Genomic DNA, 23,809 nt, shown 5'->3' with positions numbered 1-23,809 from the left:
ATGTCATGACAGAAACAGACGAGCTGAAGAGCAGAGATGAGGCGGTTTCTTCCGCTGTGGAAGAGAACGTTCCCGCCGGGCCGTCTGTTCCGACACGGGAGCAGGCCTATGCGGGGCAGGAGGAGCTTGTTCCTCCCCCCGTGGATGCGCCGCCACAGCAGGATGAGGTCATCGCCGCCATCGAGACCGTCTTTGACCCGGAGATTCCGGTCAACGTCTACGAGCTGGGGCTGATTTACGCCATCGACCTGCATGATGACGGGCGTGTGGATATTGAGATGTCCCTCACGGCCCCGAACTGCCCGAGTGCGCAGGAGCTGCCCCAGATGGTGCGCTATGCCGTGCTGTCCGTTCCGACCGTGCGGGAAGTGACCGTCAAGGTGGTCTGGGATCCGCCGTGGGACATGAGCCGGATGAGCGACAATGCCCGTCTTGCCCTGAACATGTTCTGATCCTGAATGAACACGCTGGAAACTGAAGATCGGGAGGGTACCCTCATGACAGATACTGCCCCCAAACGCAGCCTGCCGCCCCTGATGACCATGACAGACCGGGCCGCCGCCCGCCTGAAGACCCTGTATGAGGGAGCCGAGAAGGGAAAATTCCTGCGCATCAGTGTGGGCAAGCGTGGCTGTTCCGGCATGTCTTACGAGATGAATTTCGTGCCGGAAGTCCAGAAAGGGGATGAGCGGATCGAGGATCATGGGCTGACCCTGCTGGTGGACAGCAAGGCGACGCTCTTCCTGATCGGCACGGTCATGGATTATGAGGTGAAGGAGCTGGAATCAGGCTTCACCTTCACCAACCCCAATGAGAAGGGCCGCTGTGGCTGCGGGGAGAGTTTCCACGTCTGATGGTGGAAGCAGGCGCAACGTGATGAAGCGGGAGGGAGGTTATCCCTTCCGCTTTTTTTCGGCCTTGCGGATGCGTTTCGGATCTCTGGAAAGAACCAGCACGGTCTCGACATCCGTGGACCAGAGAAACTGGTCGATCACGGTCCATGACAGCACGGCAAAACCGGCCTGCTTCAGGGCGGGGAGTTCTTTTTCCAGCGCAGCTGGATTGCAGCTGACATAGACCACATCCTGCACTTTGGAGCGCAGAAGGGAGGCCAGCTGCTTGCCTGAGCCAGCATAGGGCGGGTCCAGCACGACAACACGGGCCTGATTCAGTTCAGGCGGCAGGAGGGGCTGGCGATTCAGGTCCCGCTCGGAGCCTTCTGCACGGCTGCCATGGGTAGCGGCACGGAGGGAGGCGATAGCCGCCCTGTCGCCCTCATAGGCCTGCACGAAACCGTGCTGGGCCAGCGGGAAGGTCAGGGTTCCGCATCCAGCATACAGCTCGATGATCCGGTCCTTCCGGTTCAGCGGCGGCAGACCGGCAAGAACGGCCTCACGGATGGCCTGCTCACCTTCCTGACTGGCCTGAAGGAAACTGGCTGGTGGGGGTGAGACCCTGACACCGCCAAAATGATGGAAGACCGGCCCCGTCTGTGCAGCCGTTTCCATCACCCTGCCGGGAGCCGGACGCCATGTGATGCGTGGAATCCCATGGTCCCGTGCAAAAGCGGCCAGTTTTTCCCTGTCAGAACCACTCAGGGGAGCGGGTGTCTCCAGCGTCAGGTCCGGGCCGCTGTCCAGAAGGTTGATGGCCAGATTGCCACGCCCTGTCAGGGCACCAAGGGAGGAGAGGCACTCACGGAGTGGAGGAAGCAGCTTCAGCAGTTCCGGGCGGATGAGGGGACATTCCGTCATGTCCACCGGGTCACCACCCCGTTGATGCAGCCCGAGAATGATGCCCCCCGGTACCCTTTGCAGGGCTACGTCCAGCCGCTGGCGGCTGTGAGGGGGCGTCTGGTACAGGGCAGGTTCTGGCAGGTCCGTAAAGCCGCTTCTGTTCAGGGCACGCTTGACCTGATCCTTTTTCCACTCCAGCAGGGCGGTCTGGTCCATGTGCTGGAGGGCACAGCCGCCGCAGAGGTCGGACAGGGAGCAGGGCGCTTCTACCCGATGGGGGGATGTGCTTTCCCGCTCCAGAAGTTCCGCTTCGCCGTCATGGAATCGCAGATGCAGTTGCTCGCCCGGCAGGGTTCCGGGAATGTACCAGGCCCGCCCCTCATGACGCACCATCCCGTCTCCCGAACGGCCGAGCTGTTCGACAGTGGCGTGAATCTGCGTGGATGTTTCCATCATGAGTCGGACGGATCACGTGGTTCCGGCAGGAAGCTGACCTTCATGAAAGCAGGTACATTCTCGCCAAAGCCATCCTGCATCCCGTTCTTTTCCGGTACGGGCGGCAGCAGTTCGGCTCGGCCGGACCGCTTGTGGTCATGCTTGCGGGCTTCCGGCAGAGGATCACGCTCCGGCTGCTTCTTGCGGGCCGGACGGTCTTCCTGCTTCGGTTCGGCAGTTTTCCTGTTTCTGCCATTCCGCTGCTGACCCTTGCTCTCATCCTTGGCGGAGGCAGGGGAGGCATCCTCCTCTCCACGCCATTCAAGATGGCGGAAGCCTTTTACAGTCAGCGGCTCGATCGTCTTGCCCGTCAGGCTCTCGACGGCCTCGAGCAGCTTCTGCTCATCAGGTGTGGCCAGACTGTAGGCCTTGCCTTCCTTGCCGGCACGGCCCGTGCGGCCAATACGGTGGACGTAATCTTCCGCATTGAAAGGCAGGTCATAGTTGAAGACATGGGACAGCCCGCCAATGTCAATGCCACGGGCCGCCACGTCGGAGCAGACGAGAATCTGGAGATCACCTGTGCGGAAGCGCTCAAGGGTTTCGAAACGCAGGTCCTGCGTCAGGTCGCCATGCAGGTGGCCGACAGAGAATTTCTGCCGTGTCAGATGGCGTTCCAGTGTGTCCACGTCACGCTTGCGGTTGCAGAAGATGATGGCGTTCTGCACGTCATCCTGCCGCAGCAGGGCGCAGAGGGCACGGCTCTTGTCCTTCTTCTCCACGACCAGCAGGCCCTCGGTAATGGTGCTGGCAACGGAGGACTGGCGGGCGACGGTGATTTCCTTGGGACTGTTCAGGAAATTGTCGGCCAGACGGCGGATCTCCGGAGCCATGGTGGCGGAGAAGAAAAGGGTCTGGCGCCGTCTGGGCAGCAGGCTCACGATGCGCTCAATATCGGGAATGAAGCCCATGTCCAGCATACGGTCGGCCTCATCAATGACGAGAAGGTCAGTCTGCGTCATCAGCAGTCCGCCCCGTTCGAACATGTCGAGCAGCCGCCCCGGGGTGGCGATGAGGACGTCCACGCCACGGTTGAGTAGTTCCTTCTGCTCGTTCATCTTGCCGCCACCGATCAGCAGGGCGTGGGTGAGGCGCAGATGCGCCCCGTACTGCTTGAAGTTCTCGGCAACCTGGAGGGCAAGCTCACGGGTGGGTTCCAGAATGAGCGAACGGGGCATCCTGGCCCGGGCTCGGGATTTGGAGAGCTTCTCCAGCATCGGCAGGGTGAAGGAGGCCGTCTTGCCGGTGCCAGTCTGCGCCACGCCAAGGACGTCACGCCCGGTCAGAATCTCTGGCACGGCCTGTGCCTGGATGGGCGTGGGATGAGTATAGCCCATTTCCTCCACGGCCCGGAGGATCGGTTCGGAAAGACCAAGATCGCTGAAGAGGATACGGCTTTCCGAGCCGGTCTCGGTGGGTGTTTCCTCAGCTGGTTTTTCTGCCTGCGGCTCAGCCGTTTCTGCTTCAGCCTTCTTCGCTCTTTTTCGGCGAGGCTTGGCTGGTGTGGCGGATGCCTTGTCTTCCGTTCCGGCTGGTGCGGCGCTGCCTGCCGTGGTTTCGACCGTTTCTTCAGCAGCTTTCCGACGGGTGGAAGGGCGGCGTGTTGGAGGGGTAGCCGACTCTTCGTGGTCGTCCACGGTTTCCGTGGCCGGTGTGGCTTCGGCCGTCTTTTTGCGGCGTGTGCGAGGCGTTGCCGGTTTTTTTTCCGGGACGTCGGCTTTGGCAGTTTCTGTTTCGGCTGTTTTTCTGGTGCGGGTAGTCGCCCTGCGTTTGCGTGCGGGGGGAGCTTCCTCACTCCCGGCAGCTGCTGTGGGGTCTGCCGGGGCAGATGCTTCCTCAGCAGTGGCAGCCTTGCGGCGGGTGCGCTTTACTGTTTTCTTTGCCGGAGTGGAGGCGCTGCTTTCTGTCGCCTCATCTGGGGAGGGAGCATCTTCTGGCGTGGGTTTCACGCTGCGGCGGCGCGTCGTGCGCTTGGGTTTCTCGGCAGGCTCCGCAGCCTCAGCAGCCGGGGCTGTCTCATCAGCAACCGTGGCGGCTGGAGTCGTGGCTTTCTTCCTGGTGCCGGCTGTCGTGCTGCGGCGTCGCGTGGCTGGCTTGCGGGCGGCAGTGGTGGTGTCATCCTGCACAGTATCGTCCGCTGGCTGTTCCGTCCCGGTTTCTGTCCCGGTGCGGGGTGTCTTCGTGCGGGGAGTGGACGTTTTCCGCACGCGGCTGGTGCTGCTGCGGGTCTTGGACGGACCAGAGGATGGTTTACTGCTCAAATGACTCTCGGAATGTTTCTGTTACAGGGCAGGCTGCCCGGCAGCCTGTCGGGCAGATGAAAGGCAACCGGAGAGGAAGGGTATCAGCCTCTCCGGTTCGTTAATATCCGTTATCGTCAAATGCCGTTTTTGGCAAGGTAATAGGCGGTCGCTCACGGTGAAGAGAGCTGGATGTCAGGCGCCGCCACCAAGAGCACCGGCGATGATGGCGATGATGCCTGCCAGCGCCATGAGGGCTGCCCGCCGATGCAGGGAGCTGAAAAGCTGCGGCTGAGGGCGGATGGCACGCCGTGCTGCCCGCAGTGGGCCGAAAAGCATGCTCAGGAAAATGACGATCATCACCAGCCCGCAGAAGGCCATGAGGTGGAACGGCCAAGGCAGATAGGCGCCTGCATGGATGATGAGGGCGATTCCGCTGAGGACAGCCACAGGGACGACGTGGCAGAGCGCCTTGAGATAACGGCCATAGGTCTGAAGCAGAACCGTGTTGGCCTGCTGTGCTTCCAGCAGGCGGACGCTGCGGCGGGACTGGAGGCAGAAGATGGCGCCACCGACCCAGTAGGTGATGCAGAGGAGATGCAGGGCGAGGATGAGCCCCCAGAGAATGGAACTGGTCATGGTCAATCCGTAACGTGTAACTGAGTGATTGGCCACGTCTTATAGAGGGAAGATTCCATTATGTCCTGTTTTCCGTATCAGGAAGCCCTGTCGCAGGCTCTTCTGGCTCCTGAGGATACACGGCGGATGGATCATGCCATGGCATCGACTCTGCCTGTAATCATGGAGAGAGCTGGCATGATGGCTGCCCGGGCTGTCTGCCAGCATGTCCGGCCCTGCCGGGTTCTGGTGGCCTGTGGGCCAGGGAACAATGGGGGCGATGGCCATGTGCTGGCCCGTCATCTGGCTGAGCGTGGCTGGCCTGTGTCCGTGGCGGTGCTGCATCCGCCTGAGCCTGACAGTCTGGCTGACAGGATGGCAAAGCGCTGGCATGGGCCGGTAGTGGCTTTCACGCAGGAGGAGGCCCGACGGGCTGATCTGGTGATTGATGCCGTATTTGGTGCTGGCATGAACCGGTCCCTGCCGGAATGTGTCGAAGATTTCTTTGCTGCGGCACGGCAGATCATTGCCATTGACGTTCCATCTGGTCTGGACGGCGCTACAGGGGCGTGTTCGGGGCGTGTGGCAGCCTGCCGGATGACCATTGCCCTGATCCGCAAAAGGCCGGGCCATCTGCTGGAACCAGGGCGGTCGCTCTGTGGTGAGGTTGTCTGCGTCGATCTGGCGGCGCCTGCCGCTGCCATGATCCAGATGGAGAGTGTCCGGCTGTGGGAGAATGCACCGGGTTTATGGCGGCTCCCGGCGCAGAGGCCTGGGGACCACAAATACAGACGGGGCGTGGTAAGCATCTGTGGTGGTGCTGCCATGCACGGTGCCGCCTTGTTTGCGTTCGAGGCAGCCCGGCATGTCGGTGCCGGGCTTGTCCGCCTTACGGTGCCAGCCGAGGCTGCCACGCTGTACCGACTCGCTTCACCGGCTGCTATTGTGGATGCACAGCCCATGGAGCAGGCGCTGGAGGATGAGCGCCGGCACGTCTGGGTCTGTGGCCCCGGCCTGTGTCCGGAGGAGGTGGAGCGGACACTGCCATGCCTTCAGAAGTCTGGCCGAACAATCGTGGCTGATGCCGGTGCGCTGTCATGGGCGGCCGGGCACCCCGAGCGACTGAAGGGGGTTTCCGTCATGACGCCGCACATGGGTGAGTTTTCCCGCCTTTTCGGGCAGGTGGAGGGGAGCCGTCTGGAGGCCGCACGGCGGGCTGCAGCCCGGTTGGGTGTCGTGGTTGTTCTGAAGGGAGCTGATACGGTCATTGCGGCTCCGGATGGCCGTTTGTCCATCAACGTCCACGCCACGCCAGCTCTGGCCATTGCCGGGGCAGGGGATGTGCTGAGTGGGCTTGTCGGGGCCTTTCTCGCCGCAGGGCTGCCCGCCTGGGAGGCTGCGGCGGCGGCTGTCTGGGTTCATGGTGAGGCAGGACGGCGTGCTGCCCGCAGGAAAGCAGGCTGGATCGTACCGGAAGACCTTTTTGGAGAGCTGGGGGCAGCCCGGTATGCGGCTTCCAAGAGGTCTGAAGGGGACAGTGTGTGCGTGAGGGCAGAATAACAGGACCGCCCATGGCAGAAATGACATCTTTGCAAAGAGAAACCCTTGCCGATGCCTGTCTCATGCGCTAAATCCGCAGACTGATGAAGGGTCCGTGCCTGCCTGTCAGGGGGTGCGGATGCTGGAGAACAGGTCGTATGGTTCATGCGGGCGTGGTGAAATTGGTAGACACGCCAGATTTAGGTTCTGGTGGCGCAAGCTGTGGGGGTTCAAGTCCCTCCGCCCGCACCAAGGCAGTCTCCTCCTGAGTACAACAATGTCGATGATCCCCTTGTCATAGAGAAGGAATAGCGGTTTCATGCAGGTTACGCCCACACTCACCGAAGGCCTGAAGCGGTCCTTCACCGTAGTTATTCCCGCTGCTGACCTGCAGGGCCGTTGCGATGCCCGTCTGGCTGAAGTGGCTCGTGATGTGAAGCTTCCCGGCTTCCGCCCGGGCAAGGTTCCGGCCTCCGTCGTCAAGCAGCGCTTTGGTGAATCCGTCCAGGCGGAAGTGACGGAAAAGCTGGTGCAGGAGAGCGTGAAGTCCCTGCTGGAAGAGCGTGACATCCGCCCGGCCATGCAGCCGAAGGTTGAGATCGTTTCTGGTGGAACTGAGGGCAAGCCCTTCGAATTCACGCTGGAGATGGAAATCCTGCCGGAAATCCCGACCCCGGACATGGCAGGCACGAAGCTGACCCGCTACAGTGCCAAGGTTGCTGATGAGGTTGTGGACAAGGCTCTGGCCGAGGTTGCCCAGCGCAACCGCAAGTTCGAGACGGTGGATGAGAACCGTCCGGCTGGCAAGGGTGATGTGCTGAACGTCAATTTCGTTGGCAAGAAGGATGGCGTGCCGTTTGATGGTGGCACGGCCGAGGATGTCAATGTCGAGATTGGCGGTGCTGGTTTCATCCCCGGTTTTGCCGAGCAGATGGAAGGCATGAAGCCGGGTGAGGAACGCACGATCACGGTGACCTTCCCGGAGAATTACCAGGCCAAGGAGCTCGCCGGTCAGGAAGCTACATTCGAGATCAAGGCCAATGCGCTGAAGAAGCCGGTCAATCCGACGATTGATGATGAGTTTGCCAAGTCTCTGGGGCTGGAGAGCGTCGAGCAGATGCGCAAGCTGATTGCCGAGCAGGCAGAGGGCGAGTACAAGCAGCTTTCCCGTATGCGCATCAAGCGGGACCTGCTGGACATCCTGTCCGAGAAGGTTGACTTTGAGGCACCGCAGAGCATGGTGGATGCCGAGTTCGGCCAGATCTGGAGCCGTATCGAGGCTGAGCGCAAGAATGGCAGCCTTGATGAGAAGGATGCTGCCAAGGATGAGGAAACCCTGCGGGCCGACTATCGCAGGATTGCCGAGCGCCGTGTGAAGCTGGGTCTGCTTCTGGCCGAGCTTGGCCGCAAGCAGGACATCCAGGTCTCGCAGGAAGAGCTGCTCTCTGCCATGCAGCAGGAGGCTCGCCGGTACCCGGGGCAGGAGCAGGCCGTGTTCGAGTTCTTTACGAAGAATCCTCAGGCCATCGATACCCTGCGCGGGCCAATCCTTGAGGATAAGGTCGTCGATTATCTGATCGAGCTGGCTGAAGTGACCGACAAGGAAGTGACGGCAGAGGAACTGGCCAACATTCCGGATGCTGACTGATTGCTGCATCTGAGGAAGGAAGGGGCAGCAGCCGCTGCCCCTTTTTTTTGCTCTTGGCAGGAAGATTCCTCTGATATTAGTCCATTCTGTGCGAAGACACGGGCAAAGAGGGTGTGCTAGGCTAGGGGGAGTTGTAAAGGAAAATACCTATGGGCATTGAAGACCGTAATCCTCTGGACGTGTTCAATAACACTCTTGTTCCAATGGTGGTGGAGCAGACCTCAAGGGGTGAGCGCTCTTTCGACATCTATTCCCGGCTTTTGCAGGAGCGTATCATTTTTCTGACAGGCCCGGTCTATGACCAGGTCTCGTCTCTGATCTGTGCGCAGCTGCTCTATCTTGAGAGTGTCAGCCCGACCAAGGAAATCTCTTTCTATATCAACAGCCCTGGTGGGGTCGTCTCTGCCGGTCTGGCGATGTACGACACCATGCAGTATATCCGTTCACCGGTCAGTACGGTCTGTATCGGTCAGGCAGCGTCCATGGGGTCACTGCTGTTGGCTGCCGGTGAGGCGGGCCGTCGTTTCTGCCTGCCCAATGCCCGTGTCATGGTCCACCAGCCTTCCGGTGGAGCGCAGGGGCAGGCTTCGGACATCGAAATTCAGGCCCGTGAAATCCTGCATATCCGTCGCCGGCTGAATGAGATCTACCGTGAGCATACAGGGCGTGCGCTGGAGGAAATCGAGGAGGCGCTGGAGCGTGACCGTTATCTCTCTGCTGCGGAGGCCAAGGAGTTCGGGCTGGTGGATGAGGTTGTGACACGTCATCCCGCGGAGAAGAAAAGGGCCTGATCTGATTGTTGAACAGGGCATTCAGGGGTCTGAACATACCCGTCTCCCATACGGGTTTGAGGAGCTGTAATGAGCGGAAAAGATAGCGATTCAAAGAATACGCTTTATTGTTCATTCTGTGGGAAATCCCAGCATGAGGTGAAGAAACTCATTGCCGGGCCAACCGTATTCATCTGTAATGAATGTGTTGAACTGTGCACGGACATCATCCGTGAGGAGCGGAACACAGGCCCTGTGACCAGTGGTGAAGGGGTGCCAACTCCACGGGAAATCTGCCAGATACTCAATGATTATGTCATTGGCCAGAGTGAAGCCAAGAAGGTGCTTTCGGTGGCTGTGCATAATCATTACAAGCGGCTGGAGCAGTCCGAAAAGGCTGGTGATGTCGAGATCGGTAAGGCCAACATCATGCTGATCGGTCCGACGGGAACGGGGAAGACCCTGCTGGCCCAGACACTGGCCCGCATTCTGGACGTTCCCTTCACCATGGCCGATGCCACGACACTGACAGAAGCTGGCTATGTGGGAGAGGATGTTGAGAACATCATCCTCAAGCTGCTTCAGGCCTGTGACTATAATGTTGAACGTGCCCAGCGTGGCATTGTCTATATTGATGAGATCGACAAGATTTCCCGCAAGGCGGAGAATCCGTCCATCACCCGGGATGTCTCTGGTGAAGGCGTGCAGCAGGCTCTGCTGAAGCTGATGGAAGGCACGGTGGCCTCCGTTCCTCCGCAGGGAGGGCGCAAGCATCCGCAGCAGGAGTTCGTGCAGGTCGATACGACCAACATGCTCTTCATCTGTGGCGGGGCCTTTGCCGGGCTGGACAAGGTCATCAGTGCCCGTGGCAAGGGCAGTGGCATTGGTTTTGGGGCGGATGTGCGCTCCGAGGATGACCGCAAGCTGGGAGATATCCTCAAGGATATCGAGCCGGAAGACCTCATGAAATACGGCCTGATTCCGGAATTCATTGGTCGTCTGCCGGTCATCGCCACGCTGAATGACCTTGATGAGGCCGCTCTCGTCCAGATTCTGACAGAGCCGAAAAATGCTCTGGTCAAGCAGTATCAGCGTCTCTTCCAGATGGAAGGGGTGGAGCTGGAGTTTGAGGAAGAGGCCATCAAGGGGATTGCTGCCCGTGCCATCGAGCGGCAGACCGGGGCCCGGGGGCTGCGTTCCATCATGGAAAAAATCCTGATGGAAACGATGTTTGACCTTCCAGGCCGGAAGAATGTCGACAAGGTTGTCGTCACCCGGGATGTGGCGGAAGGCCGTGCAGAGCCTGTCTATGTTCATGGCCAGCAGGCTGAGGAAGAAAAACAGGCGGACTGAAAGAGGCGGATGCTGGCAGATTTCCATCATCTGCCAGCGCTTCGCAGCGACAGGGGTATTGTCCCTTGTGCCTTGATACCCCACATAGAGATACAGAATGAAAGAGCCCCTTGCCGTGCCACTTTTTCAGGGCGGCGGGGGTTTGATCGTCCGTTATGGAGATCCTGAAGCATGAGTGACGAAAAGAAACCAAAGACAGCCCGCCGCAAGACTGCTGCCAAGGATGCCGACAAGGGTAGCGTCGCCCGGACGCGGCGTACGGCTTCCACGTCTGCTACCCGTAAAGATGGAGAGGCCAAGGCTTCTGCGGCTCCTCGCAGGAAGGCTGCGTCCTCCAAGGCTGAAAGCGGCAAGGCTACAGTGGCCGCTCAGTCGCCCCGGAAGGAAGCGCCTGTCATGCCGGTGTTGCCCCTGCGGAATATTGTCGTCTTCCCACACATGATTGTTCCACTCTTTGTGGGACGTGAGAAATCAATCCATGCTCTGGAGCAGATGCCGGAGGATGTCCGTGAGATCATTCTCGTGTCCCAGAAAGATGTGGGCAAAGATGAGCCGACTGTTGATGATGTGTTCCGCATCGGGACGGTTGCCAGCGTCCTCCAGCTTCTGAAATTGCCCGATGGTACGGTGAAGGTTCTGGTGGAAGGGCTGCGCCGTGTCCGTCTTGTTGGCCTGAAGGAGCAGGATGGCTATTTTCAGAGCTCTGTGGAAGACCTTCCTGATGAGCTGGGTGCCCGTGGTGGGGAACGTGAAGCTCTGGCCCGTTCTGCCGTAAAACGGTTTGAGGATTATGCCCGGCTGAACAAGAAGGTGGCGCCGGAGGTACTGGCCTCGGTCAGCCATCTGGAGGATCCGTCCCGTCTGGCGGATACGATTGCCAGCCACCTCAACCTGCGGATTCCGGAACGGCAGGAGCTGCTGGAAACCCTCTCCGTGGAGGAGAGGCTGGAGCGTGTCTTTGCGGGGATGGAAGCGGAAATAGACGTTCTTCAGGTGGAGAAGCGTATCCGCAGCCGTGTGAAGAAGCAGATGGAGAAAACCCAGCGGGAGTATTATCTGAATGAGCAGATGAAGGCCATTCAGAAAGAACTGGGTGAAGGCGAGGATGGCCGTGACGAACTTGCCGAGATCGAAGAGAAGATCGAAACGCAGGGGCTAAGCCAGGAAGCCAGGGAGAAGGCCCGTGGCGAGCTGAAAAAGCTGCGGAGCATGAGCCCCATGTCTGCCGAGGGCACAGTGGTCCGCAGTTATCTGGACTGGCTGGTCAGCCTGCCATGGAAGAAACGCTCCAAACTGGCAAAATCCCTCCAGAAGGCGGAAGACGTTCTTGAGGCTGATCACTATGGGTTGGAGAAGATCAAGGAACGTGTCCTCGAGTATCTGGCCGTCCAGAGCCGTGCGAAGAAGCTGAAGGGGCCGATCCTCTGTCTGGTTGGCCCTCCGGGTGTTGGCAAGACCTCTCTGGCACGGTCCATCGCCAGGGCGACAGGGCGGAAATATGTCCGCATTTCCCTTGGGGGGATGAAGGATGAATCCGAGATACGTGGTCACAGACGGACCTATATCGGTGCCATGCCGGGCAAGATTGTCCAGGGTATCAAGAAGGCCGGGGTGAGCAATCCACTCTTCCTGCTGGATGAGGTGGACAAGCTGGGGTCGGACTGGCGGGGGGATCCGTCTTCCGCCCTGCTGGAGGTGCTGGACCCGGAACAGAACAACACGTTCGGGGACCATTACCTCGAGGTGGAATATGATCTTTCTGACATCATGTTCATCGCCACGGCCAATTCTCTCGACATGCCCCAGCCGTTGCTGGACCGCATGGAGATCATCCGCCTTTCTGGATATACGGAACAGGAGAAGCTGGAGATCGCCAAGAGGCATCTGCTGGCCAAGCAGGCGAAAGAGCATAATCTGAAGCCTGGTGAATGGCACGTGACAGACGAGGCTCTTCTGGCGCTTATCCGGTCTTATACACGGGAAGCCGGGGTGCGCAGTCTGGAGAGGATGATCGCCCGTCTGGCGCGTAAGGCCGTGCGTGAGATTCTGTCTGGCAAGGTGAAAAAGATCGAGGTGACGCCAGAGACGCTGGAGGTTTATGCCGGTGTCCCACGTTACCGTCATGGTGAGGCTGATCAGGAGGATCAGATCGGTATCGTGACGGGCCTGGCCTGGACACAGGTTGGCGGAGAGATCCTGACCATCGAGAGCCTGACCATGCCGGGCAAGGGCACGATCCGTCATACCGGCAAGCTTGGTGATGTGATGAAGGAGAGCGTGTCTGCGGCTTTCTCCTATGTGAAGTCCCGTGCCGAGACATTCGGTATCGACCCGGCCGTGCTTGAGAAAACGGACATTCACGTGCACCTGCCAGAGGGGGCCGTGCCGAAGGATGGCCCTTCTGCGGGTTCAGCGCTGACCACGTCTCTCGTCAGTGTGCTGACACGCATCCCGGTCCGGCATGATGTTGCCATGACGGGGGAGGTGACCCTGCGTGGCCGTGTTCTGGAGATTGGTGGGTTGAAGGAGAAGCTGCTCGCAGCTCTGCGGGCTGGCATCAAGACGGTTCTCATCCCGGAAATGAATGTCAAGGACCTGGCTGAGATTCCTGAAAATGTGAAAGAAGGGTTACAGATCATTCCCGTCCAGCATATGGATGAAGTGCTGAATATTGCCTTGACAGAGCCGCCGAAGGCTTTGGCAGCGGGGCAGATGGCGGGCAGGAGTGCCAAGAAAGTGAACGGGGAAGGAATTTCTCGCTCAATTCAACATTAAGTAAGGGTATTCTTGGCTTCAGGCTGTTGACGCGGACGAAAACCGCTTCATAGTGCAGGTGTAAATCGCAATATGTGATTCTGGCCTCTTTGCGAGGCTGTCTCACCAAACGTTGAAAGGCTTACCATGGAGAAACCTCTGAACAAGCAGGAACTCATTGCTTCCGTTGCCGAGGCCGCTGATCTTCCCAAGGCGAAGGCTGGTGATGTCGTGGATGCCGTGTTCGGCACCATCGAGAAGACCCTGGCCAAGGGGCAGGAAGTTCGCCTGGTAGGCTTTGGCAGCTTCGTGACAGCCACCCGCAAGGCTGCCAAGGGCCGCAACCCGCGTACGGGTGAAGAGATCGACATTCCGGCTTCCACGTCCGTGCGTTTCAAGCCGGGCAAGGGCCTGAAGGATGCCGTCAGCAAGTAAGCTGGCATCGTGGAAACGGGGAAGATAATTTTCTGAAAAAAAATGAGAATTCCCCGTTGCGCTCCGTGAGGCTTTTGCCTATAAACCGGGGCGGGCAATTAGCTCAGCGGTAGAGCGTCTCGTTTACACCGAGAGGGTCGGCGGTTCGATCCCGTCATTGCCCACCATCTTACATTCAAGTTTTTTTATGACCTGGCGTTTCGAATATCATGAAACGCTGGCATCCACTTCCGATCTCTGTCGGAAACGGGCTGAAGCCGGCGAAGAAGACAGGCTGGCCGTTGTGGCAGAGCGACAGAGCGCAGCCCGGGGAAGCCGGGGGCGCAGCTGGCAGAGTGGCGAGGGAAATCTGGCATTTTCCTTTCTTTTCCGTTTTTCCGAAAATCAGGCCATGCGGGCGGTTCTGCCCTATATGGTGGCTCTGGCCCTTCGTGATGGGCTCGTGGCCGCAGCGGATCTGTCGGGGGAGGCTTCAGCCTCGCTATGGCTGAAATGGCCGAACGATCTTCTGCTTTCAGGCCGGAAAATGGCAGGTATTCTGATTGAAACCGGTTTTCTGGCAGCCGGGGCAAAGGGGCTGCCCTGTTGGGCGGTCATAGGCATGGGGGCCAATCTGTGGCAGGCTCCGATCATGGAAGGCCGGACACTCGCAGCCCTTTCCGAGGTCTGCTCTCCGCCGGATGCCCAGGCCTGCGCCCAGGCCATCGTGCGAGCGTTCGATGGATGGATGGAACGCTGGCAGCGTGAGGGCAACGGTGCGATCTGGGAGAGCTGGATGGAGCGTGCTCATCCTCTGGGTACTCGACTGATCCTTCGAAGACATGGTAGGGAAGTAGCAGGACAATTCGCCGGGCTTGATGCGCAGGGACATCTTCTGCTCGCACTGGACGATGGTGGCATGACCTCGGTCGTGACGGGTGATGTGATCTGTGAGTAAGGGAGGGGATGTGCTGCTCGTCATTGATGCTGGCAATACAAATGTGGTTTTTGCCGTTCATGATGGCGAAGCATGGGTAGGACGCTGGCGCATCTCGACGGATGATCGCAGAACGGCGGATGAATATGCCGTCTGGCTGCTGGCCTTGATGGAACGGGCAGGTCTGGGTCCGGATTGTGTAACGCAGGCCATTATCGGGACGGTGGTTCCGGCTGCGTTGTATGATCTGCGGCGCCTGTGCCGTAGCTGGCTGCATGTGGAGCCTCTTGTGGCCAATCATGAGCTGGACTGGAACATGGATGTGCTGGTGGATACGCCGGCAGAGCTTGGGGCTGACCGCCTGCTGAACGGCCTTGCCGCCCGGCAGCTTTACGGCGGGGGCCCGCTGGTGGTTGTGGATTTTGGTACGGCGACAACCTTCGATGTTGTCGATGCTCGGGGCCGCTATTGCGGTGGAGCGATTGCACCGGGGGTCAATCTCTCGATGGATGCCCTGCATCAGGCAGCGGCCCGTCTGCCCCGTGTCAGTGTTGGCCGGCCGGTGGAAGCAATAGGCCGCAGCACAAGTGTTGCGATGCGATCAGGCCTCTTCTGGGGGTATGTAGGTCTGGTCGAAGGGATTGTTCACCGCATTGCCGGTGAGATGGATGGACGTCCCCGGGTTGTGGCGACGGGCGGTCTGGCTCCGCTCTTCTCCGAGGGGACAACGTTATTTGATGAAGTGGCACCCGACCTGACGCTGGAGGGACTGCGCCTCCTGGCCGGGCAGAACAGGGACCGTTTCATCACCGATTTTTCCGGGCAACAGGCCCATACCGCCTTCGGGCACCCTGATAATTCTTGAACAGGAACTGATGCGTTTATGACAGACCAGAAGAGTGATTTTGCCTTCCTTCCCTTGGGAGGGACGGGCGAGATCGGCATGAATTTCAACCTGTACCGCCTGCGCGAAAATGGTGAGGAACACTGGCTGGCCATAGATTGTGGCATCGGCTTCTCCGGCAATGATACGCCGGAAGCCGACGTGCTGATGTCCGATCCGACCTTCATCGCAGAACGGAAAGACAGTCTGCACGGGCTGGTCATTACCCACGCCCATGAGGACCATGTGGGGGCTGTAGCCCACCTCTGGCGGCAGATGCGCTGTCCTGTCTACGCCACGCCGTTCACGGCAGCCGTGCTGCGGCGCAAGCTGAGCGAGGCGAACCTTCAGAACCAGGTCGTCATCCACATCATCATGCCGGGTTCCCGGTTTGAGGTCGGGCCGTTCGATCTCCAGTTCATCCCGGTAACCCACTCCATTGTGGAAGCCCAGTCCGTCGCCATTCGCAGTCCGTATGGCATTGTCATTCATACCGGGGACTGGAAGCTGGACCCGACTCCGCTTGTCGGCCCCGTGACGGACGAGGATGCCTTCCGTGCATTGGGTGATGAAGGCGTGCTGGCCATGGTGGGTGACAGCACCAATGTCATGAAGGAGGGGCGGTCCCAGTCTGAGGCGGATGTCCGTGTCGGCCTGACGGAAATGATTGCCGGGCTGGAAGGACGTGTGGCCGTGACGTGCTTCGCCAGCAACGTGGCCCGTGTGGAGAGCATCGCCAAGGCTGCGCTCGCTTCTGGCCGTGAGGTGATGGTGGTGGGACGCTCCCTGCGCAATCTGGAGGCCGCCGCCCGGGAATGTGGCTACTTTGCCGATCTGCCGCCTTTCCTGACGGAATATGACATCAAGGATGTTCCTGATGAAAACCTGCTGATGATCATTACGGGGAGCCAGGGTGAGGCCCGCTCCGCCCTGTCTCGTATCGCCTGTGATACTCATTCCACCATTTCCCTGGGGGAAGGGGACACGGTGATTTACAGCTCCCGTGTCATTCCGGGGAATGAGCAGGCCGTCATGACGGTGCAGGACAATCTGACACGCCGTGGCGTGACCGTGCTGACGGACAAGGATGGCATGGTGCATACATCCGGCCATGCAACGGGTGGGGATATCCGCCATCTCTACAGCCTTGTTCGCCCCCGTTACAGCATTCCCACCCATGGGGAATGGCGCCATCTGACAGCCCACGGGGCTTTGGCCCGTGAGGCCGGTGCTGAGGCCGTGCTGCTGGAGGATGGTGACATCCTCAATCTGGGGCCGGGGCCGGTCGAGGTGGTCGATACGGCTCCGACGGGCCTTCTGGCTCTGGATGGTGACCGCCTTCTGCCCATGACGGGCGGTGTGCTGGCGGCCCGTCGCCGGATGCTTTTCAATGGCGTGGTGCTGGCCAGCTTTGCCGTGGATGATGAGGGCTATGTCATTGGCGAACCACGCATCAGTGCACCAGGTCTTCTGGAGCGGGATGACCCTGAAAGCACTCGCATCCGTGAAGAATTCGCCTATGCCATTGATGAGATTCCTGATGAATTCCGTCAGGACGATCAGGCCTTCCGGGATGTGGCACGCACAGCCCTGCGGCGGGCACTCGGCCGCAAGCTGCGGAAGCGTCCGCTGGTTGATGTCCATCTCCTGCGCGTCTGAGGGAAAAAGAACATGCGGTTAAGTCAGGCATTCCAGCCTACTCTGAAAGAAGTCCCCGCCGAGGCGCAGATTGCCTCACACCGGCTGATGCTGCGGGCGGGGCTTGTGCGGCAGACATCCTCGGGCATCTATACATGGCTGCCCGCCGGGCTGCGTGTCCTGCGGAACATCGCCACCATCGTGCGGCAGGAGCAGGACCGGATTGGCGGACAGGAAATCCTGATGCCGACCGTTCAGTCCGCCGATCTGTGGCGGCGTTCCGGCCGTTATGATGCGTACGGACCGGAGATGCTGCGTCTTGAGGACCGGCACGGGCGTGAGATGCTTTACGGCCCGACCAATGAGGAAATGGTGACGGACCTCTTCGGCAGCACGGTGAAATCCTACCGTGAGCTGCCGAAGATGCTCTACCACATCCAGTGGAAGTTCAGGGACGAGGTCCGCCCCCGCTTCGGCGTGATGCGTGGCCGTGAGTTCTACATGAAGGACGGTTACAGTTTCGACCTGTCCTATGAGGATGCGGTGAGCAGCTATTACCGCATCATGCTGTCCTACCTGAAGATTTTCCGTCGTCTTGGTGTGCAGGCCGTGCCGATGGCGGCCGATACGGGGCCGATTGGTGGCGAGCTGAGCCATGAGTTCCTCGTTCTTGCTCCGACAGGGGAGAGTGAGGTCTTCTATGATGCTGGCTGGGACGAGATTGACTGGGACAGCATCGGCCTGGACCCGCAGAAGGAGGAAGACCTTCAGAAACTCCGTGAGATCGTGAAGACGACCTATTCCGCCACGGATGAAAAACATGACCTTTCCGCCTGGGAGGCCGTGCCGGAAGACCGTCGTCGTGGTGGCCGGGGCATCGAGGTTGGCCACATCTTCTATTTCGGCACGAAATATACCGAGTCCATGGGTGTGGAAGTGAGCGGTGCCGATGGTGCGCCCCTGCATCCGCACATGGGGTCCTATGGCATCGGGGTGTCCCGTCTGGTCGGAGCCATCATCGAGGCGTCTCATGATGAGGCCGGGATCATCTGGCCGGAAGAGGTGGCTCCCTATCGGGCAGTTCTGCTCAACCTCCGCCCCGGTGACGAACTGTGTGACCAGCTCTGTGAATCCATCTATAGCCGTGACCCGGAAGGGCTGCTCTATGATGACCGGTCCGACCGTGCCGGGGTGAAATTCAATGATGCCGACCTGATGGGCCATCCGTGGCAGATCATCGTTGGTCCCCGTGGGGCCAAGGCGGGCATGGTGGAGCTGAAGCACCGTGCCTCCGGCGAACGCAGCGAACTGCCTCTTGATGAAGCTCTGGCGAAACTGGGGCTTGGCTGAGCATGTTCGGGCGGTTTGAGCGAACGGTTGCCCTGCGTTATCTGAGGGCCCGCAAGGGGGAGCGTTTTGCGTCGGTGATTGCGCTGTTCTCCCTTGTCGGCATCTCTCTGGGGGTGGCGACGCTCATCATCGTCATGGCCGTGATGAACGGCTTCAAGGCCGACCTCATGGGCCGGATTCTCGGCCTGCATGGAGACCTGAATGTCTATGCCTATGGGCAGGTCATCCGGGACTACAAGGATGATGCCGCATTGATCCGCAGGGTGCCCGGCGTGACGCAGGTCCTGCCCATGACGCAAGGCACGGTCCTTGCGGAGGCGGGGCGTTATTCCACCGGGGCGATGCTGGAAGGGCTGGCACAGGAGGACCTGCGGAACTGGAAGGCTCTCAGCGATGGAATCATGGAAGGCAGTCTGGATGACTTCCAAGGGGATTCCGCCGTTGCCGTGGGGGTCACGCTGGCCGAGCGGGCCGGGCTGCATGTCGGTTCGTCGCTGACCATTCTCTCGCCCAACGGGCAGGCCACGCCATTCGGCACGATGCCACGGGTGCGGAAACTGCACGTGGCCCTGGTCTTTGATGCCAACTGGAATGATTACAACAGCAACATCATTCTCATGCCGCTGGCAGCCTCCCAGAAATTCCTGATGATGGGAGACGGGGTCTCGCTGATGCAGGTCAGCACCTCCGACCCGCTGAATGTCAGGCCGGTCAGCCGCCAGATCACGGAGGCTTTGAATGATCCCCGTCTTCAGGTGCTGGACTGGACACAGAGTGCCAACGGTTTTCTGGATGCCGTGACGGTAGAACAGAACGTGATGTTCCTCATCCTTACGCTCATCATTCTGGTGGCGGCCTTCAACGTGATCTCCTCGCTCATCATGATGGTCAAGGACAAGACACGGGACATCGCCGTCCTGCGGACTTTCGGAGCCAGCCGGGGCAGCGTGATGCGTATTTTCCTCATGTGCGGAGCGTCTGTTGGCGTCGTGGGGACCGTGGTGGGGACGGGGCTGGGCATCTGCTTCGCCCTGAACATCGAGCGGATCCGTCACGTTCTGGAATCCCTGACGGGCACGGACCTGTTCAATCCTGAGGTCTATTTCCTGGCCCGGCTGCCGGCCCGTCTGGTCTGGTCGCAGGTTGTGGAAGTCGCCGTGCTGTCGCTGGCCCTGTCCCTGCTGGCCACGCTGTATCCCTCATGGCGTGCGGCGAAGACCGACCCGGTGGAGGCCCTGCGTCATGAGTGACACGAAACAGACCACGGTTCTGACGCTTGAGAAGCTGGGGCGGTCCTTCCGTTCCGGGGATGAAGAACTGCACATTCTCCGGGAGGCTGATCTTTCCCTGAAAAGTGGTGAGCTGGTTGCCCTCGTGGCCCCGAGCGGCACGGGCAAGTCCACGCTGCTGCATCTGGCTGGCCTTCTGGAACGCCCCGACAGGGGAGAGGTTCTTATCAGGGAGAAGGCCACATCCAGACTGGGCGAGGCGGGACGGACGGCCTTGCGGCGGGATGAAATCGGCTTCGTGTATCAGTTCCATCATCTGCTGCGGGAATTCACGGCCGTGGAGAATGTCATGCTGCCCCAGCTTGCGGCAGGCGTGAAACCTGCCGAGGCCCGGAAGCGGGCAGAAGACCTGCTGGTCCGTTTTGGGCTGTCCCATCGGCTGGAGGCTCTGCCGGGACGCATGTCCGGTGGGGAGCAGCAGCGTACGGCCATCGCCCGTGCGCTGGCGAACCGGCCCAGCCTGCTGCTGGCCGATGAGCCGACGGGCAATCTGGATACGAAAACCGCCGATCTCGTCTTCGCCGAGCTGATGCGTGTGGTGCGGGAAGAGGGTGTGGCGGCTTTGATCGCCACCCATAATGAGGCTCTGGCGGCGGCGATGGACCGTACCGTCACGCTGGATGAAGGGCGGATCGTTCCTTTTCAGGGGTAGGGCGTTTTCTATTCCGCCCCGGCGCGGGGGCGTGGTAAATGGGCGGCATGTCCTATGCCAGCTTTGTCCATCTCCGTAATCACTCCGCCTATTCCCTCAGCCAGGGGGCGATTCGTGTCTCCGAGCTTGTGGAGCTGGCCAAAAAGAATGCCATGCCCGCCGTCGCCCTGACGGACAGCGGCAACATGTTTGGCGGGCTGGAATTTTCCCAGAGCTGCCGCAAGGCCGGTGTGCAGCCCATCATCGGGTGCCAGCTGGCCCTGCCGTCAGCTTCGGGCAGGCCCGGCGTTCCGGCGGAACCGCTGGTCGTTCTGGCCCGGACGGAAGAAGGGCTGGAGAATCTTCAGTATCTTTCCACGCAGGGCTTCCTGAATGGGGATTCGGCAGACCCGTCCATGCCGCTGGACGTGCTGTGCAGCCGTGCCGGTGGGCTGTTCCTGTTGACGGGTGGCAACCGGGGGCCGATCAACCGGCTCCTGCTGGGGGAGCAGAGGGCTGCGGCGAAGCAGATGCTCGAGCGTCTCAGGGAGGCCTTTGGGGGGTATGTGGCCGTCGAGATCAACCGGCTGGATGAAGCTGGTGAGGAGATCACGGAGCCGCAGCTGATCGCTCTGGCCGATGAGCTGGACCTCCCGCTTGTGGCGACCAATGAATGTTTTTTTCCCCGACCGGAACTGCATGAGGCGCACGATGCGCTGCTCTGCATCGCCCAGGGGCGTACCATGGCGGAGGAAGACCGCTGGCGTGTTTCCCGTCAGGCATGGTTCAAGACTCCGGATGAAATGCGGAAGCTCTTCCATGACCTGCCGGAGGCCTGCGACAATACGCTGGTGATCGCCCGTCACTGTGCCGTGGCGGTGAATACCCGCAAGCCGCTCCTGCCTGTCTGTCCGAAAGTTCGTGAAGGCAGCACGGAAGAGGAAACCCTGCGGGCCATGGCGCAGGAAGGGCTGGAGAAACGTCTGGCTGTCATGAAGGATGGGGAGAACCGTCGGGCCGAGTACGAGGAGCGGCTGGAGACCGAGCTGAAAATCATAGCCGATATGGGCTTCCCCGGTTACTTCCTCATCGTGGCGGACTTCATCCAGTGGGCCAAGGCGCATGACATTCCGGTGGGTCCGGGGCGTGGGTCCGGTGCTGGATCACTGGTAGCCTATGCGCTGACCATCACGGATATTGATCCCATTCCGTTCGGGCTGCTTTTCGAGCGGTTCCTGAATCCCGAACGTGTATCCATGCCGGACTTTGATATCGATTTCTGTCAGGACCGGCGGGATGAGGTCATCCGCTACGTGCGGAATGAATATGGCCACGAGCGTGTGGCGCAGATCATCACCTTCGGGAAACTCCAGGCCAAGGCGGCCGTGCGGGACGTAGGGCGTGTGCTGGGTCTGCCTTATGGCATGGTCAACCGTGTGGCGGAGCTGATCCCCAACAATCCGGCCAAACCGACACCACTGGCCCAGGCCATTGAGGAAGAACCCCGGCTTCAGGAGATGCGGGACACGGATGAGATGATCCGCCGCCTGTTGGAGATCGCCCTTCAGCTGGAGGGATTGTACCGCCATGCCTCGACCCATGCGGCCGGTGTGGTGATCGGGGACCGTGATCTTGTGGAGCTTGTGCCTCTCTACCGCGATCCACGAAGTGAGATGCTGGTCACCCAGTACAACATGAAGTTTGTGGAGCAGGCCGGGCTGGTCAAGTTCGACTTTCTGGGGCTGACGACCCTGACCATTCTCAAGCGGGGGGTCGATTTCCTGCGGGAGCTGGGGGAAGAGGTGGACCTCTCTCATATTCCGCTGGATGACAAGAAAACCTTCGAGATGATGGCCCGGGGAGACACGGCGGGTGTGTTCCAGTTCGAAGGGGCGGGCATGAGGGACATGCTCAAGCAGATGGCTGCCAGCCGTCTGGAAGACCTGATTGCCGGCGTGTCGCTCTACCGCCCCGGCCCGATGGAAAACATTCCTGAATATTGCCGCCGCAAGCATGGGGCACCGTGGGAGCCGCCTCACGAGGAAATCCGCCCGATTCTGGAAGAGACCTACGGCATCATGGTCTATCAGGAACAGGTGATGCAGATTGCCCAGAAGATGGCGGGCTACAGCCTTGGCGGGGCCGACCTGCTGCGGCGGGCCATGGGCAAGAAGATCGCCTCGGAGATGGAGAAACAGCGGGCCATTTTCTGCGAAGGGGCTACGAAGAGGGGCATCCCTGCCGAGAAAGCCGAAGAGGTGTTCGACCTCATGGCCAAATTCGCCAATTATGGCTTCAACAAGTCTCATGCTGCCGCTTATGCCTTCGTGTCCTATCAGACGGCCTGGATGAAGGCGAACCATCCTGTTCCCTTCCTGGCAGGCTGCATGTCTCTGGCACGGGAAAAGACGGAAAAGCTGGCGGCTCTCTGCCAGGAAGCCAGACGCATGGGGATCCCTGTCCTGCCGGTGGACATCAATAAATCCCAGGCCGATTTTTCCATCGAGAGGATGGAGGACGGGCAGCTGGGCATCCGCTACGCTCTGGCAGCGGTCAAGCGGGTTGGTTTCGTGGCTATGGAAGGGCTGGTGCAGGACCGTGGAGAAAAGCCGTTCTGCGATCTCACCGATTTTGCCGAACGGTGTGATTCCCGGCACATCAACAAGATACAGATGGAGAGTCTGGCCAAGGCAGGTGCGTTCGACAGTCTGGAGCCAGACCGTCACACCGTGTTTGCCAGTGCGGAGATCATCCTGCGGCGGGCGCAGTCCCGGGCGCAGGAGAAGGAAGTGGGACAGGCCGGTCTGTTCGGTGGGGGTGTCGATAGCAGCCTGCGGGAGGTCCTGCGGTTGAAGAAGGTCCGTCCCTGGCCGGATTTTGAGCGTCTCTCTCATGAGGCCGGGGTAATCGGGTTCCATATGAGTGCCCATCCGCTGGATGCTTACAGGCAGGTGCTGCGCCGACTGGGGATCACGCCTGCTCTCCAGCTGGAGAGCAGGGCGCATCAGGGTGTATCACGTGTTTCCATTGCGGGCTGTGTGGTGGACAAGAAGGAGCGTCCCACCAAGACCGGCAAGAAGATGGCATGGGTCACCCTGACGGATGCCAGCGGTGGCTGCGAAGTCACGTTATTTTCGGAAACATTGCAGAGTTGCCGGGACATGCTTGTGGCTGGGCAGGCTGTCCTGGTGCAGGCGGAGCTGAAATTGGATGGAGATGCCCTGCGTATCACGGCCAATAGCGTGCAGGACCTGGAAACAGCCGCAGCCAATGAGCAGGGAGAGCTGCGTATCTGGATTGATGATGAGGCAGCTCTGGCCCCCCTTCATGACATGCTGGCAGAGGTCAGGGGCGGGCGGGGGCGTGTCGTGCTGTTGCCTACTCTTGAGGAGACGCAGGCGATTGAGATCAGGCTGCCGGGTTTCTATCGTGTCACACCCCGTCTGGCGGAGCAGATGCACACACTGGAAGGAATCAGAAAGCTGGAACAGGCCTGAAACAGAAAGCCCCGCCT

Annotated in this window: 18 protein-coding genes and 2 tRNA genes; 17 read left to right on the top strand and 3 right to left on the bottom strand. The window is 60.1% G+C overall.

Annotated elements, in window-relative coordinates; all coding sequences use genetic code 11:
* Positions 1–5: 5 nt before the first annotated feature.
* Positions 6–452: an SUF system Fe-S cluster assembly protein gene (locus ASO19_RS05845; RefSeq protein WP_081563230.1), complete on the top strand. Its 447-nt coding sequence runs from the start codon at positions 6–8 to the stop codon at positions 450–452.
* A gap of 45 nt (positions 453–497) precedes the next feature.
* Complete coding sequence (locus ASO19_RS05840; RefSeq protein WP_043561127.1) at positions 498–854, top strand: HesB/IscA family protein; 357 nt, start codon at positions 498–500, stop codon at positions 852–854.
* Positions 855–893: 39 nt separating this feature from the next.
* Here the strand turns inward: ASO19_RS05840 and ASO19_RS05835 are convergent, their stop codons facing one another.
* From ASO19_RS05835 to ASO19_RS05825, 3 genes are all read right to left on the bottom strand, one after another.
* Positions 894–2,192 carry a class I SAM-dependent RNA methyltransferase gene (locus ASO19_RS05835; protein WP_103765582.1) on the bottom strand — a complete coding sequence of 433 codons (1,299 nt, stop codon included), beginning with the start codon at positions 2,190–2,192 and terminating at the stop codon, positions 894–896.
* Positions 2,189–4,180, bottom strand: coding sequence for a DEAD/DEAH box helicase (locus ASO19_RS05830; protein WP_103765615.1), 1,992 nt, complete (start codon positions 4,178–4,180; stop codon positions 2,189–2,191). The genes ASO19_RS05835 and ASO19_RS05830 overlap by 4 nt, the downstream gene beginning before the upstream one ends.
* Before the next feature lie 486 nt (positions 4,181–4,666).
* Entirely contained in the window at positions 4,667–5,110 is a 444-nt protein-coding gene (locus tag ASO19_RS05825) for a hypothetical protein (RefSeq protein WP_043559900.1), read from the bottom strand.
* 60 nt (positions 5,111–5,170) lie between these two features.
* Here ASO19_RS05825 and ASO19_RS05820 point away from each other — a divergent pair, with 60 nt between their 5' ends.
* The 15 genes from ASO19_RS05820 (at position 5,171) to dnaE (ending at position 23,792) form a co-directional block, all read left to right on the top strand.
* Complete coding sequence (locus ASO19_RS05820; RefSeq protein ID WP_103765581.1) at positions 5,171–6,649, top strand: NAD(P)H-hydrate dehydratase; 1,479 nt, start codon at positions 5,171–5,173, stop codon at positions 6,647–6,649.
* A gap of 146 nt (positions 6,650–6,795) precedes the next feature.
* Positions 6,796–6,880 (top strand) — tRNA-Leu (locus tag ASO19_RS05815).
* Positions 6,881–6,947: 67 nt separating this feature from the next.
* On the top strand, positions 6,948–8,276 hold the full coding sequence (gene tig / locus ASO19_RS05810; protein ID WP_103765580.1) for a trigger factor: 1,329 nt from the start codon (positions 6,948–6,950) through the stop codon (positions 8,274–8,276).
* 149 nt (positions 8,277–8,425) lie between these two features.
* Positions 8,426–9,067: an ATP-dependent Clp protease proteolytic subunit gene (locus ASO19_RS05805; RefSeq protein WP_043559905.1), complete on the top strand. Its 642-nt coding sequence runs from the start codon at positions 8,426–8,428 to the stop codon at positions 9,065–9,067.
* 69 nt (positions 9,068–9,136) lie between these two features.
* Positions 9,137–10,399, top strand: coding sequence for an ATP-dependent Clp protease ATP-binding subunit ClpX (gene clpX, locus ASO19_RS05800; RefSeq protein ID WP_043559908.1), 1,263 nt, complete (start codon positions 9,137–9,139; stop codon positions 10,397–10,399).
* Positions 10,400–10,570: 171 nt separating this feature from the next.
* Entirely contained in the window at positions 10,571–13,174 is a 2,604-nt protein-coding gene (gene lon, locus ASO19_RS05795) for an endopeptidase La (RefSeq protein WP_086431452.1), read from the top strand.
* Between the two features lie 126 nt (positions 13,175–13,300).
* On the top strand, positions 13,301–13,588 hold the full coding sequence (locus ASO19_RS05790) for an HU family DNA-binding protein (RefSeq protein WP_043559910.1): 288 nt from the start codon (positions 13,301–13,303) through the stop codon (positions 13,586–13,588).
* A gap of 92 nt (positions 13,589–13,680) precedes the next feature.
* Positions 13,681–13,755: transfer RNA gene (locus ASO19_RS05785), tRNA-Val, on the top strand.
* A 20-nt stretch (positions 13,756–13,775) separates the two neighbouring features.
* Positions 13,776–14,525: a biotin--[acetyl-CoA-carboxylase] ligase gene (locus ASO19_RS05780; protein ID WP_103765579.1), complete on the top strand. Its 750-nt coding sequence runs from the start codon at positions 13,776–13,778 to the stop codon at positions 14,523–14,525.
* A 10-nt stretch (positions 14,526–14,535) separates the two neighbouring features.
* Complete coding sequence (locus tag ASO19_RS05775) at positions 14,536–15,369, top strand: type III pantothenate kinase (RefSeq protein WP_043559914.1); 834 nt, start codon at positions 14,536–14,538, stop codon at positions 15,367–15,369.
* Positions 15,370–15,387: 18 nt separating this feature from the next.
* Positions 15,388–17,046 carry a ribonuclease J gene (locus tag ASO19_RS05770; RefSeq protein WP_043559916.1) on the top strand — a complete coding sequence of 553 codons (1,659 nt, stop codon included), beginning with the start codon at positions 15,388–15,390 and terminating at the stop codon, positions 17,044–17,046.
* 12 nt (positions 17,047–17,058) lie between these two features.
* A complete protein-coding gene (gene proS, locus ASO19_RS05765) occupies positions 17,059–18,375 on the top strand; it encodes a proline--tRNA ligase (RefSeq protein WP_103765578.1) in 1,317 nt (438 codons plus the stop codon).
* 2 nt (positions 18,376–18,377) lie between these two features.
* Positions 18,378–19,625: a lipoprotein-releasing ABC transporter permease subunit gene (locus tag ASO19_RS05760; protein WP_043559921.1), complete on the top strand. Its 1,248-nt coding sequence runs from the start codon at positions 18,378–18,380 to the stop codon at positions 19,623–19,625.
* A complete protein-coding gene (locus tag ASO19_RS05755) occupies positions 19,618–20,316 on the top strand; it encodes an ABC transporter ATP-binding protein (protein ID WP_043559924.1) in 699 nt (232 codons plus the stop codon). Before ASO19_RS05760 ends, ASO19_RS05755 begins: the two co-directional genes overlap by 8 nt.
* A gap of 47 nt (positions 20,317–20,363) precedes the next feature.
* Positions 20,364–23,792 (top strand): DNA polymerase III subunit alpha, encoded by a 3,429-nt coding sequence (gene dnaE / locus ASO19_RS05750; RefSeq protein WP_086431448.1) that lies wholly within the window; start codon positions 20,364–20,366, stop codon positions 23,790–23,792.
* Positions 23,793–23,809 lie beyond the last annotated feature (17 nt).

The organism is Parasaccharibacter apium, assembly GCF_002917995.1.
In the GTDB taxonomy this organism is placed as follows: Bacteria; Pseudomonadota; Alphaproteobacteria; order Acetobacterales; family Acetobacteraceae; genus Bombella; species Bombella apis.
This window is presented reverse-complemented; position numbering and strand designations above follow the sequence as displayed.

Excerpts from the sequence above, each read along its gene's own strand:
- ASO19_RS05845 (WP_081563230.1), top strand. The coding sequence starts at position 6 with ATGACAGAAACAGACGAGCTGAAGAGCAGAGATGAGGCGGTTTCTTCC.
- ASO19_RS05840 (WP_043561127.1), top strand. The coding sequence starts at position 498 with ATGACAGATACTGCCCCCAAACGCAGCCTGCCGCCCCTGATGACCATG.
- ASO19_RS05835 (WP_103765582.1), bottom strand. The coding sequence starts at position 2,192 with ATGATGGAAACATCCACGCAGATTCACGCCACTGTCGAACAGCTCGGC.
- ASO19_RS05825 (WP_043559900.1), bottom strand. The coding sequence starts at position 5,110 with ATGACCAGTTCCATTCTCTGGGGGCTCATCCTCGCCCTGCATCTCCTC.
- ASO19_RS05820 (WP_103765581.1), top strand. The coding sequence starts at position 5,171 with ATGTCCTGTTTTCCGTATCAGGAAGCCCTGTCGCAGGCTCTTCTGGCT.
- tig (WP_103765580.1), top strand. The coding sequence starts at position 6,948 with ATGCAGGTTACGCCCACACTCACCGAAGGCCTGAAGCGGTCCTTCACC.
- ASO19_RS05805 (WP_043559905.1), top strand. The coding sequence starts at position 8,426 with ATGGGCATTGAAGACCGTAATCCTCTGGACGTGTTCAATAACACTCTT.
- clpX (WP_043559908.1), top strand. The coding sequence starts at position 9,137 with ATGAGCGGAAAAGATAGCGATTCAAAGAATACGCTTTATTGTTCATTC.
- lon (WP_086431452.1), top strand. The coding sequence starts at position 10,571 with ATGAGTGACGAAAAGAAACCAAAGACAGCCCGCCGCAAGACTGCTGCC.
- ASO19_RS05790 (WP_043559910.1), top strand. The coding sequence starts at position 13,301 with ATGGAGAAACCTCTGAACAAGCAGGAACTCATTGCTTCCGTTGCCGAG.
- ASO19_RS05780 (WP_103765579.1), top strand. The coding sequence starts at position 13,776 with ATGACCTGGCGTTTCGAATATCATGAAACGCTGGCATCCACTTCCGAT.
- ASO19_RS05770 (WP_043559916.1), top strand. The coding sequence starts at position 15,388 with ATGACAGACCAGAAGAGTGATTTTGCCTTCCTTCCCTTGGGAGGGACG.
- proS (WP_103765578.1), top strand. The coding sequence starts at position 17,059 with ATGCGGTTAAGTCAGGCATTCCAGCCTACTCTGAAAGAAGTCCCCGCC.
- ASO19_RS05760 (WP_043559921.1), top strand. The coding sequence starts at position 18,378 with ATGTTCGGGCGGTTTGAGCGAACGGTTGCCCTGCGTTATCTGAGGGCC.
- ASO19_RS05755 (WP_043559924.1), top strand. The coding sequence starts at position 19,618 with ATGAGTGACACGAAACAGACCACGGTTCTGACGCTTGAGAAGCTGGGG.
- dnaE (WP_086431448.1), top strand. The coding sequence starts at position 20,364 with ATGTCCTATGCCAGCTTTGTCCATCTCCGTAATCACTCCGCCTATTCC.